Origin of the sequence: Shewanella sp. GutDb-MelDb (assembly GCF_002836075.1) — a bacterium.
Taxonomy (GTDB): Bacteria; Pseudomonadota; Gammaproteobacteria; order Enterobacterales; family Shewanellaceae; genus Shewanella.
Genome location: NZ_PJBM01000148.1, coordinates 1 through 13,788 on the forward strand (window position 1 = coordinate 1; position 13,788 = coordinate 13,788).

Annotated in this window: 14 protein-coding genes; 2 read left to right on the forward strand and 12 right to left on the reverse strand. The window is 43.1% G+C overall.

Features of this window, described 5'->3' with window-relative positions; translation table 11 throughout:
• Together pssA and CXF82_RS06230 are read right to left on the reverse strand one after the other, a co-directional pair.
• On the reverse strand, positions 1 to 870 hold an 870-nt coding region (gene pssA, locus CXF82_RS06225; RefSeq protein ID WP_257982743.1), incomplete at its 3' end, for a CDP-diacylglycerol--serine O-phosphatidyltransferase.
• 10 nt (positions 871 to 880) lie between these two features.
• Positions 881 to 1,213, reverse strand: a complete 333-nt coding sequence (locus tag CXF82_RS06230; RefSeq protein WP_101090220.1) for a DUF1904 family protein — start codon at positions 1,211 to 1,213, stop codon at positions 881 to 883.
• A gap of 262 nt (positions 1,214 to 1,475) precedes the next feature.
• On the opposite strand from CXF82_RS06230, the gene CXF82_RS22280 reads away from it, so the two are divergent.
• On the forward strand, positions 1,476 to 1,652 hold the full coding sequence (locus tag CXF82_RS22280) for a hypothetical protein (protein ID WP_180961032.1): 177 nt from the start codon (positions 1,476 to 1,478) through the stop codon (positions 1,650 to 1,652).
• 30 nt (positions 1,653 to 1,682) lie between these two features.
• Positions 1,683 to 3,086, forward strand: a complete 1,404-nt coding sequence (gene dacB, locus CXF82_RS06240) for a D-alanyl-D-alanine carboxypeptidase/D-alanyl-D-alanine endopeptidase (protein WP_232775098.1) — start codon at positions 1,683 to 1,685, stop codon at positions 3,084 to 3,086.
• A gap of 74 nt (positions 3,087 to 3,160) precedes the next feature.
• On the opposite strand, the gene CXF82_RS06245 is transcribed toward dacB, so the two are convergent.
• From CXF82_RS06245 to aroA, 10 genes are all read right to left on the reverse strand, one after another.
• Entirely contained in the window at positions 3,161 to 4,921 is a 1,761-nt protein-coding gene (locus CXF82_RS06245) for an acyl-CoA dehydrogenase family protein (protein ID WP_102038744.1), read from the reverse strand.
• A gap of 460 nt (positions 4,922 to 5,381) precedes the next feature.
• A complete protein-coding gene (locus tag CXF82_RS06250) occupies positions 5,382 to 5,924 on the reverse strand; it encodes a DUF2058 domain-containing protein (protein ID WP_102043860.1) in 543 nt (180 codons plus the stop codon).
• A 23-nt stretch (positions 5,925 to 5,947) separates the two neighbouring features.
• On the reverse strand, positions 5,948 to 6,754 hold the full coding sequence (locus CXF82_RS06255) for an SDR family oxidoreductase (protein ID WP_101090225.1): 807 nt from the start codon (positions 6,752 to 6,754) through the stop codon (positions 5,948 to 5,950).
• A 99-nt stretch (positions 6,755 to 6,853) separates the two neighbouring features.
• A complete protein-coding gene (gene pyrF / locus CXF82_RS06260) occupies positions 6,854 to 7,549 on the reverse strand; it encodes an orotidine-5'-phosphate decarboxylase (protein WP_102043861.1) in 696 nt (231 codons plus the stop codon).
• A gap of 66 nt (positions 7,550 to 7,615) precedes the next feature.
• Entirely contained in the window at positions 7,616 to 8,776 is a 1,161-nt protein-coding gene (gene lapB / locus CXF82_RS06265) for a lipopolysaccharide assembly protein LapB (RefSeq protein WP_101090227.1), read from the reverse strand.
• A 1-nt stretch (position 8,777) separates the two neighbouring features.
• Positions 8,778 to 9,098: a LapA family protein gene (locus CXF82_RS06270; RefSeq protein WP_101090228.1), complete on the reverse strand. Its 321-nt coding sequence runs from the start codon at positions 9,096 to 9,098 to the stop codon at positions 8,778 to 8,780.
• 122 nt (positions 9,099 to 9,220) lie between these two features.
• Positions 9,221 to 9,508, reverse strand: a complete 288-nt coding sequence (gene ihfB / locus CXF82_RS06275) for an integration host factor subunit beta (RefSeq protein ID WP_101090229.1) — start codon at positions 9,506 to 9,508, stop codon at positions 9,221 to 9,223.
• Positions 9,509 to 9,581: 73 nt separating this feature from the next.
• Complete coding sequence (rpsA, locus tag CXF82_RS06280; RefSeq protein ID WP_101090230.1) at positions 9,582 to 11,249, reverse strand: 30S ribosomal protein S1; 1,668 nt, start codon at positions 11,247 to 11,249, stop codon at positions 9,582 to 9,584.
• Positions 11,250 to 11,346: 97 nt separating this feature from the next.
• A complete protein-coding gene (gene cmk / locus CXF82_RS06285) occupies positions 11,347 to 12,039 on the reverse strand; it encodes a (d)CMP kinase (protein WP_101090231.1) in 693 nt (230 codons plus the stop codon).
• A 178-nt stretch (positions 12,040 to 12,217) separates the two neighbouring features.
• Positions 12,218 to 13,498: a 3-phosphoshikimate 1-carboxyvinyltransferase gene (gene aroA, locus CXF82_RS06290; protein ID WP_102043862.1), complete on the reverse strand. Its 1,281-nt coding sequence runs from the start codon at positions 13,496 to 13,498 to the stop codon at positions 12,218 to 12,220.
• Between the last annotated feature and the right edge of the window lie 290 nt (positions 13,499 to 13,788).

Sequence of the window (13,788 nt, forward strand, 5' to 3'; positions counted from 1 at the left end):
GTTAGCTGTTTTATCTCCGACAACAATATCGATTTTCTTGCCTTGTCTTAAATGCTTCGCTAAAGCACGCACTAAGATATAGGGCGGATTAAAGTAAGGAGTACAGATAAACAATGCGTCTGCAGACTCTTCCACCAACGCCACAATCACTTTGTTCAAAATGTTCTTTTTACGGCCTAGCCCAACAAGCGGTGTGACACGGCTGCCTATCTTTGTTGAATTGAATGTGTATTCAGCTTTAGACAAGCGGTGCTTTAAACTGCTCACTTCAGTCTTAGTTGGCAGATGCTCTAACGCTTTTGGTTGAGTCAAAGAGCTCACCGCGACATCATCAACTAAGTAAGTTTGGATCATGTCACGCATACTGCGGGCAAGCTCAGCAGATTCGATGACATGGTAGCGATCGAATCGATACTTCTCCTCTTGATGGAGATAGATATTGTTAATGCTAGCGCCACTAAAGATCACGGCATCATCAACAATGAAGCCTTTTAGGTGTAACACACCCATAAATTCTCGAGATTTTACCGGCACACCTAAGATCTCAATCGGATGCTCTGCGGCTTCGATGACCTTGCGGTACATTAAATAATTACCGCTGTCACCTTTGTGACCAATAAGCCCACGTCTGGCACGATGAAAATCGACCAAAACTTTGATATCGAGTGCTGGATTATTTTGCTTTGCATCCATTAACGCTTGCAGTACTTCTCTGCCCGCTTCATCGTCTTCAAGATAAAGGGCTGCGATATAGACTGAATGTGTTGCATTTTCTATCCGCTTAAGCAGTTCTTTTTTCAACGCTTTTGGTGTTAATAACCATTGCAGTGAATCAGACTGTAGCGGTATACCACCTAGCTTACTCAGCAAGGCTCTCTCCTTAATAATGCGTACCATCTTTATAATAGGTGCTAGGTGTTAACTCTCTAAACATAACAATGGTATGTTTAAGTCCAGGATAAGCACGTATAACGGCTTCACGGATCACCTTTTCTGCACGATGGTGTGTTTCGGGATCTTTAGGGAACCATAGCACTTCGACTTGCGCTGTATCGTTGACGCATTGTCCGCGTCTATAACTCTGACTACTAATACAATCGATAATGAATGATTCTGCATTTACCTGACAAATTTCAGCAAGAACCTCAATCAGCTGGTCACTTAAGTTAGCAACGACGCTTTCTGGCATTCCATACACTTTAATATGTGGCATCAAGATCCTCCTAGATAAGGGCATAGAAATTACCGATTTAACACGCTCTCGGCAAGTCATTTCTACTGTTTAGCCCTGTTGAGAGCATAAAACAGCACTAAGTGTCACTATTCGGTAAATAATTAGACAAACAACGTCTACATATCAATGTTATCTCTGTGCTTTTATTCGCCAAGCAGTCGGTGATTTACACAATGATCACAGCTTAGCTAAGCGTCGTTTGTTATCATCACTATTCATTTATTTCACAGCTGAGATCACGATGAATTTTAAATCATTATTAACGTTGATAGGTGTTTTGTTAGCCGCATGGGCTATCTTTCATTTTAAAGCGCAGTTAGGGTTACTGATGTTCCCGCTATTTTTTGGCTTGGTGTTGTTTGTCACACTCAAACTGTATCATTTAATGAGCCATGATGACGACGACAAACCTGAGTAATCCGCTTTGTTTCTTATAAAGGACAGTACATTGATACTTCGGAATATCATTTCTACAGCGCTCTTGATGACCTTAGCCAGCACAGGGATTGCCGCTGAACTCAAGCTTGTATCCCCACCGCGCACCACACTCACAGCATTAACCGTTATCGCGACGAATCCAAGTGGCGTAACCCAGCGTCAAAATGCCGATAAATTATTTATCCCCGCAAGCACGATGAAATTGCTCACAGCGGTGTCCGCTACTGCGGCACTCGGCAAGGACTTTCGTTACCACACTAACATATACGCTGATAACCCTATCCAAGATGGTCAAATTGAAGGCGATGTCTATCTCTCTTTTACCGGTGACCCCACTCTGACAACTGAAGATATTCAAGCGTTATTGGACCAACTTAAACAACAAGGCTTAAAACACATTACAGGTAACCTTTATCTTGTAGGCGAACAATACGAGATCCAACATGCTCCGGGCCGAGTATGGGACGATTTAGGGATCTGTTATGCCGCACCAGTATCAAGTTATGTACTCAATAAAAACTGTATACAAGCTCAGTTTAAGCCAAGACTGGCAGACAATGCGGGTGTGGTTGAACTGTCAAAAAATGAACCTGTAGTGATTGTAAGCCGCGCTACATTTGATAAAAGTGGTCAGCGGGCGATTTGCAATTTAACGCTGGCAAGATTTGAGAAAAACCAATATCGCTTAGACGGTTGTTATCCAGGAAATAAAGCCTTGAAGTTATCTGTCGCCATTACAGACCCAGGCCTTTACGCAATAGATAAACTGACTCAAAGCATTAACTACAACGGCATTAGTATTAACGGCAGTATTACCTTAACTCAGCAGCACGCTGCTAATGCTCTGTTAGTCGCTCAGCATCAATCAGAGCCCTTATCTAGTTTAATAACAACCATGCTATTAAAGTCTGATAATTTAATAGCAGACAGCCTCTTAAAACGCATGGGGCAGTATCTATTTGGATCCTCTGGAACATTTGCCAATGGTAGCGCTGCAATGACACAGATATTATCTGAGCAAGGTGTTGACTTAAGCAGTGCCAATATTGTTGATGGTTCAGGTTTATCTCGTTATAACTTACTCAGCGCCAACCAGTTAGCTCAGGTTTTAGCACTCATACAACAAAACGAACACTACAAATACATCATTGATGCACTTCCTGTTGCAGGCATCACAGGCACGCTGAAATATCGTCATGGCTACGCTCAAGCCCCCCTAAAAGGCCAGATAGTGGCCAAAACAGGTTCTATGCTGGGCGTGGTGAATATTGCAGGATTTATAAAACAAAATGATGCTTTGCCGTCTATTGTGGTTATTTTGCAAAACGGCGTCAGTCCGACACCCGTTAAGGCCAATGTCCCCACTTATGATGTCTCTATCTTAAAACAGCTTGTTAATAACGCTAATCACTAGATTCACAACATTAAAAGATAAAAAAGGCGGATTAAGTTAACTTAATCCGCCTTTTAATTGTTGGCGCTTTTTAGTTAGAAAAGTGATTCATCAATATCCATTATTGAAGCGTCGCCTGTTGCAACTTGAGACAAATGATAATCTGCTTTTGCTAACAATTTGTCGAAATAGAAACGGCTTAAATGCTGCTTTTGCACCTTGAAGTTATTGTCTTCATGGTCATTTGCTGCATCTGCCATCGCCAGCCAAAAATAACCATACAAGCTATATCCAAACGCATCTAGGTAATCAACGGCACACGCATTAATTAATGCAGGCTGGGTAAGTTTATGTTCATTCACTTCACGACCAATGACTAATAGCTTCTCAAATAAGCCTAATACTCTGGCTTTATCAGCACCCGATACATGCTCAAATTGGTCAATATTGGCAGTCTGTTCTGCAACGAACTCGGTCAACGCTTTAAGATTGTCTCCAGTGACCTTACGCCCCAAGAAATCAATAGCTTGAATGCCATTGGTGCCTTCATAAATCTGTGCAATACGGGTATCACGTACCAGTTGTTCTATACCCGTTTCACGAATATAACCATGACCCCCAAACACTTGTTGCGCCATAATCGCGGCATCCAAACCGCGATCGCTTAAGAAAGCTTTTGAAACCGGAGTGAGTAAACCAACATAGCGACTCGCTTTCGCTTTTTCGTCTGCGTTATCGGAAAATTTCGCTAAATCTAATTGCTGTCCAGTATAAACAGATAACGCTCGCCCAGCTTCCGTTAACGTACGGACAGTGAGGAGCATGCGTCTGACATCGCCATGCACTAAGATGGGGTCGCTTGTTGCGCCCGTAGGTGAACCGCCGGCAGCAACACCTTGAACACGCTCTTTTGCATATTCAGACGCCATTTGATAAGCCGCTTGTGACGTGCCCAGCCCTTGAATACCTATGGCTAGTCGCTCATAATTCATCATGGTGAACATGCACACTAATCCACGGTTTGGCTTACCAATCAAATAACCTTCAGCATCGTCAAAATTCATCACACAAGTTGCCGAGCCTTTAAGGCCCATTTTGTGTTCAATAGACCCCACGGTAACGCCATTGGCATCACCCAGATTATTGTCGGCATCAACCTTTATTTTAGGCACCAAAAATAGCGAAATACCATTGGTGTTAGGCAATTTTGCTAATACCAAGTGAATCACATTTTCAGTTAAATCATGATCGCCACCAGTAATAAATATTTTGCTACCGGTGATGTTGTAACTACCCTCTTCGTTGGGGACGGCTTTGGTGCGTATATTACGCAGATCAGAACCCGCCTGAGGCTCTGTCATATCCATCGCCCCAGCCCACTCTCCGCTGTACATCATCGGCAAATATTGCGCTTTGATTGCTTCAGTACCATGCGCATGAATCGCCAATGCGGCGCCAGCGGTTAACGAACCATATAGGGTAAAAGCATTACACGCGCTATAAGCCATTTCATCAACGAGCACGCCAAGCATTTTTGGCATACCCATGCCACCAAGCTCTGGATCGCCACATAGACCCACCCAGCCACCTTCTGCATACTGGTTGTATACCGCTTTATAACCATCAGGTGTGATCACCTTATCACCTTCGTGACGAACACCTTGCTCATCGCCGCTGCGGTTAATAGGATGGATAAGTTCACGGCTGATCTTGTCTGCTTCATCTAAAATCGCTGCCGCCGTATCCATATCTACAGACTCGGCCATTGCAGGCATAGAAGCCCATGTTTTAGGGGCATTAAATACTTTTTCTAGCAGAAAGCGCATCTCAGCTAATGGCGCGTTATATGGGTTCATACTCAACTCTCAAACGATAGATTAAAACAGTTGTTTCAAATCTACCAGATAACGCCAAAAAAGAAAGCCTTTTCTTGCTCTATCTTTAAGCTACAACATAACGAATTCATGTGCCTAATCGGCATTCAAATGATCGTCTCAATGCGCTAAAAAATTGATATTTAAGTTTTAGAAACGAAACTAATACTGATGTTAATAGTGCTAAAAGTAGAATATGAAAGCAGCCAAAAGGATTTAGTTGGCTAGCAATAGATGGAAGCGAAATGGTGCTAGTTTGGGATTGTTGCGGTATTTGATGACGTTGCTTTTAAGGCAGAGGCTGACGCGGTATGCAGCGTTGAACACTAAGATTGATAATGACTGATAACCCGAATGACTAAAGGTAATAGTCATTATAAAAAAGCCGTAATCATCTTGTATTACGGCTTCCACACTTAGCTGTAAATAACAGTCTCTTAAGTTACCACATCAGGTCGTCTGGAATAACGTAGTCAGCGTAAGGATCATCCGCTTCTACCGCAGTAACATTATCTTCTTGAGTCCATAAGTAACCAATCCAAGCTGGCACTAATAGATTGACTCGCTCAACGAGCTTATGCGGCGCCAAATAACTCAGATCTTCATGTCTGATAATGCCAAGGCGTCCATTTAATAGCTGCGCTTGGAGCTTATCATCAACATAAAGAGAGAAAATCTTTTTCTCAAAAGTGTAGTTGAATTTAATCTCTGCCGATCTAGATGGTGTGATAGCAAGTTTCTTAAATTCGGTCACTAAACCACGCACAAGCCCTTTTTCAGAGGCTTCTGCAAAACGTTTTTCGTTTAATTGCTTATCTTTTTCAATTTGCGCTAGCTTCTTAGCAGCGATCTCTTGTTTGAGCTCGTCGCTGCCATCATCGACTTTTGCTTTTTTATCACGACGTTTTTGAGTTTTTGTATCTCTTACTTTCTGCTTGCTAACCAAACCAGCCTTAAGTAGCTGTTCCTGAAAAGGATTTGCCATATCTTATTTTCTCTACTTTAACGTTATTTTTGTTTCGCTAATTGACCGATTTCGGCCATCGCCGCGCCAGCACCACCGAGTGACCAGCCACCGTCTACCGGCAATACAGCGCCTGTAATGTAAGACGCCATATCAGAGGCTAAAAACAGTGCTGCGTTGGCGATATCTTCACAACGACCATTGCGCCTTAAAGGAACACCTTTAGCGACATGATTTTGTAATTCTTCTGTTGGTGCTAATCGATTAAAGCCTTCTGTGCCTGCGATGGGGCCCGGCACAATTGAGTTTATTCTAATGCCTTTATTGCCCCACTCAATGGCTAACGTTTTAGTCAGCATATCTACACCCGCTTTTGCAGCACAAACATGGACTTGCATTGCCATAGGGACAAAAGCTTGCGGCGCTGAGATCTGAATGATGGCGCCACCATGTTCTGCCATCAAAGGTAAAGCTTGCTTTAATACTTGAAAACTACCCAGTAAATCAATATCCATCACTGACTTAAAGCCATTTTCTGATAACTTTTCGGCCGAGGCCGGAAAGTTACCCGCAGCGCCACTGACAAGCACGTCAATAACGCTATAAGAAGCGCGAATATAATCAAAACCTAAGGATAATGCGTCTACATCTCGTACATCGAAGCAAGCTCCAATATGGTGACCTTGAGGATTTGTCGCTGATAATTTGGCGACTGCGGCATCGACCTTGTCTTTGCTGCGGCTAGCCACCGCCACGTTAGCCCCTGCTTTTGCAAAACTAAGCGCTATACCTAAATTAATGCCACTGGTGCCACCGACGACAACAACGTTTTTTCCTTGGTAATTAAACATAGAGTGCACTCCACTTGCGGTATAAATGACGGTTAATTATCTAACTAACTTGTAACTTATATGACTGCACTCTTTTATTAAAGCATTTAATTGATACTGTTATGCTATTGACTGATGAATATCATGCAATGCTTTTAACGGATCAGCAGCTTTAGTGATTGGTCGACCTATCACTAAATAATCTGAACCGGCTGCCAATGCTTGTGGTGGCGTCATGACACGATGTTGGTCGCCTTTGTCGCTACCGACAGGTCTAATCCCTGGAGTGATGAGCTTAAACTCTTGGCCAAACTTTGCTTTTAATAAGCTAGATTCGTGCGCAGAACAGACCACGCCGTCGAGCCCGGCTCTTTGAGTTAAAGCTGCCAAGCGTAATACATGTTCCGAAGCCGGGACGTTAATGCCTAGCAATTTAAGCTCTTCATCACTCATTGAGGTTAATACAGTTACAGCGATTAACAGCGGTGCTTTATCACCATAAGTCTCAAGTGCACGCTTAGCGGCTTCCATCATGGCAAGGCCACCAGAGGCATGCACATTGGTCATCCACACACCCAGTTCAGCTGCCGCTGTAACGGCTTTTGCTACCGTGTTGGGGATATCGTGAAACTTCAAATCTAAAAAGAGATCAAAGCCGCGGCTATGAATATCATTAACGATTTGTGGGCCGAACAAAGTAAACATTTCTTTGCCAATCTTAAGTCGGCACATATCAGGATCGAGCTTATCTATTAGCTGCAAAGCATCATTTCTATCATCGTAATCTAAGGCAACCAAAATAGGTTTGTTTGTCATTTTGTCTCCAATCGCTTTGCGTTTGTCATTTGACTAATCGTATTTTTAACGGAGGAGGAAATCACTTTACTCTCCGTCTAACCCTCGAACTCTTTTTATACTTCCCCAATTTTTACAAGAGGGACAGTGCCAATACAGTCGATGGGATGGGAAACCGCATTCACTGCAGCGGTATCCAGGCCGAAATTTTATTTGCTGTTCAACAAGTTGCTCAAGCATCGATAAGCTCTTTTTTGCTTGACCATCTTCAGCCTGTTTGACGTGCATTTTCATTAAATGTTGAAAGCTCTTCATTGTTGGGTGTCGAATTAAGCCTTCTAGAATGAGTTTCTCTGCATCCTGTTCATTACCTTGAGATATCATATGCTGCGCTAATGTCACCGCAATACTGGCGCCAGCGCCCTTCTCGATAGCTTCTCTTAGGAGCTCTTGATACCCAATACTGTCATCAGTCAGTAAATAAACCTGCTTAGCAATCGTTAAACAATCAGGAAACAGGTCAATGTTGCTGCTAAGCAATTTCTCTATCGATTGCTTACACGCTTTAAAATCTTCTAATTTTAAGTGAAGTTCAGCGAGTGTCAGTAAGGCTCTTCCGCAACTAGCATCAAGCTTAATCGCCGCATGTAAACGCTTAAGTTTAACGGCATCATCATCCGTTTCAGCGGCCAATTCACAATAAAAATGAGCACTGTCATGCTTTAATACTTGCTGGCGTTTACGCTTAAGCTTTTTAATAATGTCGATAGCCTTTTGCCAATCTTTAGTCACTTGGTAAATGGCAATAAGATGAGTTTCTGACTCTTCGCTATGATCGTCTTGGTTTACAAGGTTAATAAAAATTTCTTCAGCGCGATCATAAAAGCCGGCGGCTAAATAATCTTTACCCAACTCCATCATCGCAATATCTCTTTGCTCTGTGGTTAAGCTAGGTCTTGCGATAAGGTTTTGATGAATTCTGATGGAGCGGTCGACTTCGCCGCGTTTTCTAAACAGGGAGCCCAACGAAAGGTGAGTATCTATGGTGTCGTCATCGACATCTAGCATAGATATAAACAGATCAACGGCTTTATCAGACTCATTAGACAGTAAAAAGTTTAAGCCGGTGAAATAATCACGACTCAGCTGTTCTCTCTGATTACTCTGCTTTTGCCTGACACTTCTGCGCCCCATATACCAACCATAACCGGCGGCGATAGGAAGAAGCAGAAAGAGGATTTCTAACATATTAAGCGTCTACTTCCTTTGCTGCGCTTTCAATAACAGCAGTGCTATTATCCGATGTCTTAGTATCGTTTGGATTAGCTGATGCTGCCAACTGTTTTTTTAAACGTCTAATTGAAAACTTAAGACCTGCAATATGATACATCGCAAATATCCAGCTCACTAAAAATCCAGATAGAAATACAAACGCAAGCACGACTGGCAACCTAAATTCACCCTGAGCAACAAAGTAACTGATGGTGACGACTTGTTCGTTCCGAGCGCCAAAAATAAGCGCTATGAAAAAAAAGGCGGCAACTAAAACGGCAATGATGAATGACTTCACGTTAAGCTCCAGACACGTGTTGGTAGGCTTTGATTATCTAAGAAAAAGAGCGAACTAGCTAGTGATACCTAAGTTTTAGATATAAAAAAGCCTCCCGAGGGAGGCTTTTAATACTTTGTAAATTACGCGTTGAGCGCGTCAACACGTTCGCGCAGTTCTTTGCCTGGCTTAAAGTGCGGTACGTACTTGCCTTCCAAATCAACTGATGTTCCAGTCTTAGGATTACGGCCAGTGCGCGGTGCACGATAATGAAGCGAGAAACTACCAAAGCCGCGGATTTCTATGCGATCTCCACCTTCCAATGTCTCGGCCATTTGCTCTAACATCTCTTTAATAGCACTTTCCACTTCTTTCGCAGACAGCTGCGACTGCCTAGTGGCAAGTTTTTCGATCAGTTCGGATTTTGTCATCCTATACCCTCTATTTATCAAGCCAAACACAGTCACCTTTTAGGGGTGCATGCACCCCTGAACTTCAAGGCGATTATTTACGAGCTGCTTTGAACGCTTCAGCCATAGCACTGCTCATGACGTCATCTTCTTGCTTGTTCAAGCTAGCCATTGCTTCTTTCTCTTCAGCTTCATCCTTAGCACGGATAGAAAGGCTGATAGTGCGGTTCTTACGATCCACACCCATGAACTTAGACTCGACTTTGTCACCTACAGAGTAAACTGTTGATGCATCTTCGATACGTTCACGAGAGATATCTGAAACGCGAAGGTAACCTTCAACAGTCTCAGCTAGTTCAATTGTAACACCTTTTGCGTCAACTGCTGTAACAACACCATGTACAACAACACCTTTCTTCTTATCAGCAAGGTATGCATTGAATGGATCGTCTTCAGTTTGCTTAACGCCTAAGCTGATACGCTCGCGTTCTGGGTCAACAGAAAGTACCACTGCGTGGATTTCGTCGCCTTTCTTAAATTCAGCAACTGCGTCTTCGCCAGTACCATTCCAAGAAATATCAGAAAGGTGAACTAGACCGTCGATGCCGCCGTCAAGACCGATGAAGATACCGAAGTCAGTGATAGACTTGATCTTACCAGAAACCTTGTCGCCTTTATTGAAGCGCTCTGCGAAGTCATCCCATGGGTTAACTTTACATTGCTTAAGACCTAGAGAAATACGACGACGCTCTTCATCGATGTCAAGAACTAGAACTTCAACTTCATCACCTAGGTTAACAACCTTTGATGGGTGGATGTTCTTGTTAGTCCAATCCATTTCAGAAACGTGAACAAGACCTTCAACGCCTTCTTCAATTTCAACGAAACAACCGTAGTCTGTTAGGTTAGTTACGCGACCAGTCAAACGTGTGTTTTCTGGGTAGCGTTTGCTGATTTCTAACCATGGATCTTCGCCAAGTTGCTTAAGACCTAGTGATACACGTGTGCGCTCACGGTCGTACTTAAGAACTTTAACGTTGATTTCGTCACCAACATTAACGATTTCTGATGGATGCTTAACACGCTTCCAAGCCATATCAGTGATATGTAGAAGACCATCAACACCGCCAAGATCAACGAATGCACCGTAGTCAGTAAGGTTCTTAACGATACCTTTAACTGATTGACCTTCTTGAAGGTTCTCAAGAAGAGCATCACGCTCTGCGCTGCTTTCAGATTCGATAACTGCACGACGAGAAACAACAACGTTGTTGCGCTTCTGGTCAAGCTTGATAACTTTGAATTCTAATTCTTTGTTTTCTAGGTGAGCTGTATCGCGAACTGGGCGAACGTCAACTAGAGAACCTGGTAGGAATGCACGGATACCGTTTAATTCAACAGTGAAACCGCCTTTAACCTTACCATTGATGACACCGATTACAGTTTCAGCATCTTCGTACGCTTTTTCTAGAACGATCCAAGCTTCGTGACGCTTAGCTTTTTCGCGAGACAATTGAGTCTCACCAAAGCCATCTTCAACAGAGTCGAGAGCAACGTGCACGGTATCGCCAACAGAAATTTCAAGTTCGCCATTGGCGTTCTTGAATTCTTCAGCTGGGATTGGGCTTTCAGACTTAAGACCTGCGTCAACAAGTACAGTACCGTTTTCGATGCGTACAACTACACCAGTTACGATAGAACCTGGACGGAACTCCAAAGTTTCAAGGGATTGTTCAAATAGATCAGCAAAAGATTCAGTCATGTTTAGGTTACTTTCTTTAATAAACCACAGTCCATCCTAGACGCGGAGTCAGTATAATAATTTGCCTCATCCTTGGGGCAAATAGTTAAATACCTGCTTACGCAGGTACTCGAAAACTTTTATGAATATGCGTTAGCGCCATGTCTAACACATCTTCTATAGAAATATCAGTCGTATCGATAATAAGTGCGTCCTCGGCAGGGACCAAAGGTGCAACGCTACGATTCATATCGCGGTCGTCTCGCTCTTTTATCTCAGACAAAAGTTGATCAATTTTAACATCGAAGCCATTGTCCTGCAACTGATTATAGCGTCTTTGCGCTCTTTCCTCTGCCGTAGCAGTTAAAAAAAGTTTCGCCGGTGTTGTTGGGAATACAACAGTTCCCATATCGCGACCATCTGCAATCAATCCCGGTGTCTCAGCAAATGCGCGTTGGCGACGCAACAATGCTTCTCTAACACGTGGAAATGCAGCCACTTTTGATGCCGCATTCGAGCACTCTTGGCTACGTATCGTAATGGATACATCTTCGCCTTCGAGTACCACTTTGATGCCTCTACTTCCATTACCAGTAATGAACTGCACATCTAAATGTGCTGCAAGTAGCGTTAATGATTCTTCATTATCAAGTTCTACGTTGTGATGAATAGCAGCCAATGCTAATACGCGGTAAATTGCACCACTATCTAATAGCTTGTAGCCTAACCTTTCGGCAAGCAATTGACTAATAGTACCTTTTCCCGCACCGCTAGGGCCGTCAACAGTGACAACAGGAGCCCGTTCTAACATAAAATCCTCCACAAGAAATTCAATCTTCCTTGATATAACCGAAAATGAGCGCGCGTATTATAAACCATCTGACACTAGAAAGCGGCATCTAATTCAAATATCCAAGGATCCCATTAAGCAATGGTTCAGACTACTGAAATGAGTCTGAACCAATTAATCAAAGGTATTAGTGCGGAAGCTACTTAGCGAGGGCCTTAAACTGATTAAAATAATCAGGAAAGGTTTTAGAGGTACACTCTGGTTCGTTAATGGTGATACCACAATCGGCAAATGCCAACATAGAAAAGCACATCGCCATTCTGTGGTCATTATAAGTGTCAATATCAGCAGTCTGTAGTTTTGCTGGGGGGGTCACACTAATATAATCATGCCCTTCATCGACAATAGCGCCAACTTTACGCAGCTCTGTCGCCATTGCAGCAAGACGATCGGTTTCTTTAATGCGCCAGTTATAGATATTACGGATATGGGTCGTTCCCTCAGCAAACAAAGCCGCTGTTGCTATTGTCATCGCGGCATCCGGGATATGGTTCATATCGAGATCAACCGCCTTCAGTTTAGAGCCTCGAGCTATAATGTAGTCATCGCCCCACTCTATATCCGCGCCCATTTGTGCGAGGACATCGGCAAACTTAACGTCGCCTTGAATACTGAGCTTACCCACGCCGGTGACTTTAACTTCGCCACCTTTAATCGCGCCAGCCGCAAGAAAGTAAGATGCTGAAGATGCATCACCTTCGACTAAAATTTTTCCAGGTGAGATATAACGCTGACCGGTTTTAATTTCAAAAGAGGCATAATCCTTGTTGGTGACTTTGACACCAAACTGTTCCATCAATGCTAAGGTGATATCAATGTAAGGCTTTGATACTAGCTCGCCTTTAATTTGAATATTAACGTCGCCTTTCGCGAGAGGAGCGACCATTAATAGCGCCGTCAGAAACTGACTAGATAAATCCCCCGCTATATCTACGTTACCGCCCCTTAGCCCAGTGGCATTGATGGTTAACGGTGGAAAGCCTTCATTTTTCAAATAGGCAACATCAGCCCCTAGCTGACGCAGTGAATCAACAAGGTCACCAATAGGTCGCTCTTCCATTCTCGGTTCACCCGTCAAGGTAAACTCACCGTTACCCAGCGTCAAAGCGGCGCATAAAGGCCGCATTGCAGTACCTGCATTGCCAAGAAACAGAGTTTGGGCTTTCTCACTGTTGAGTGTGCCCGCAATACCGTCAAGTTCACAAACAGTATTGTTGTTTGATAAACGATAATTCACACCTAGCTGTTTAAGCGATGCGAGCATATATCGAATATCATCAGAGTCGAGTAAATTTGTTAATGTCGTGGTCCCTTCAGCTAGCGTTGCTAGCAATAAAGCGCGATTAGAAATGCTTTTAGATCCAGGGATATTAATAGTCCCGTTGACTTGTTCGATCGGCTCTAAACGTAATTGATTCATTGATAACTTCTTTATATGACTGCAGGAGTCAAACTCACCTGCGGGTTAACAGTAGATGTTCATGCTAAAAGCTTTTTATGTCACCACGACAAAATGACAGCTGGTTTAGCGATTGTTTGAACTTCGTAGTTACAAATTTACTGATTGCTGCGAAGTATTCAACACTTTTCTGCTAAAAAATGCCCTTTAGCTGCTAAATGTTACTCAAGAGGGTGAAACTGAACATTAATAACGGTAAATAAGCTCGCTTGAGGCTGAACTTAGAACAGTGGAATGTTTTTTTGCCACTT

Bases quoted from the DNA above. Each gene is read 5' to 3' on its own strand.
- CXF82_RS06230 (WP_101090220.1), bottom strand. From the start codon at position 1,213: ATGCCACATATTAAAGTGTATGGAATGCCAGAAAGCGTCGTTGCTAAC.
- CXF82_RS22280 (WP_180961032.1), top strand. From the start codon at position 1,476: ATGAATTTTAAATCATTATTAACGTTGATAGGTGTTTTGTTAGCCGCA.
- CXF82_RS06245 (WP_102038744.1), bottom strand. From the start codon at position 4,921: ATGAACCCATATAACGCGCCATTAGCTGAGATGCGCTTTCTGCTAGAA.
- CXF82_RS06250 (WP_102043860.1), bottom strand. From the start codon at position 5,924: ATGGCAAATCCTTTTCAGGAACAGCTACTTAAGGCTGGTTTGGTTAGC.
- CXF82_RS06255 (WP_101090225.1), bottom strand. From the start codon at position 6,754: ATGTTTAATTACCAAGGAAAAAACGTTGTTGTCGTCGGTGGCACCAGT.
- pyrF (WP_102043861.1), bottom strand. From the start codon at position 7,549: ATGACAAACAAACCTATTTTGGTTGCCTTAGATTACGATGATAGAAAT.
- lapB (WP_101090227.1), bottom strand. From the start codon at position 8,776: ATGTTAGAAATCCTCTTTCTGCTTCTTCCTATCGCCGCCGGTTATGGT.
- ihfB (WP_101090229.1), bottom strand. From the start codon at position 9,508: ATGACAAAATCCGAACTGATCGAAAAACTTGCCACTAGGCAGTCGCAG.
- rpsA (WP_101090230.1), bottom strand. From the start codon at position 11,249: ATGACTGAATCTTTTGCTGATCTATTTGAACAATCCCTTGAAACTTTG.
- cmk (WP_101090231.1), bottom strand. From the start codon at position 12,039: ATGTTAGAACGGGCTCCTGTTGTCACTGTTGACGGCCCTAGCGGTGCG.
- aroA (WP_102043862.1), bottom strand. From the start codon at position 13,498: ATGAATCAATTACGTTTAGAGCCGATCGAACAAGTCAACGGGACTATT.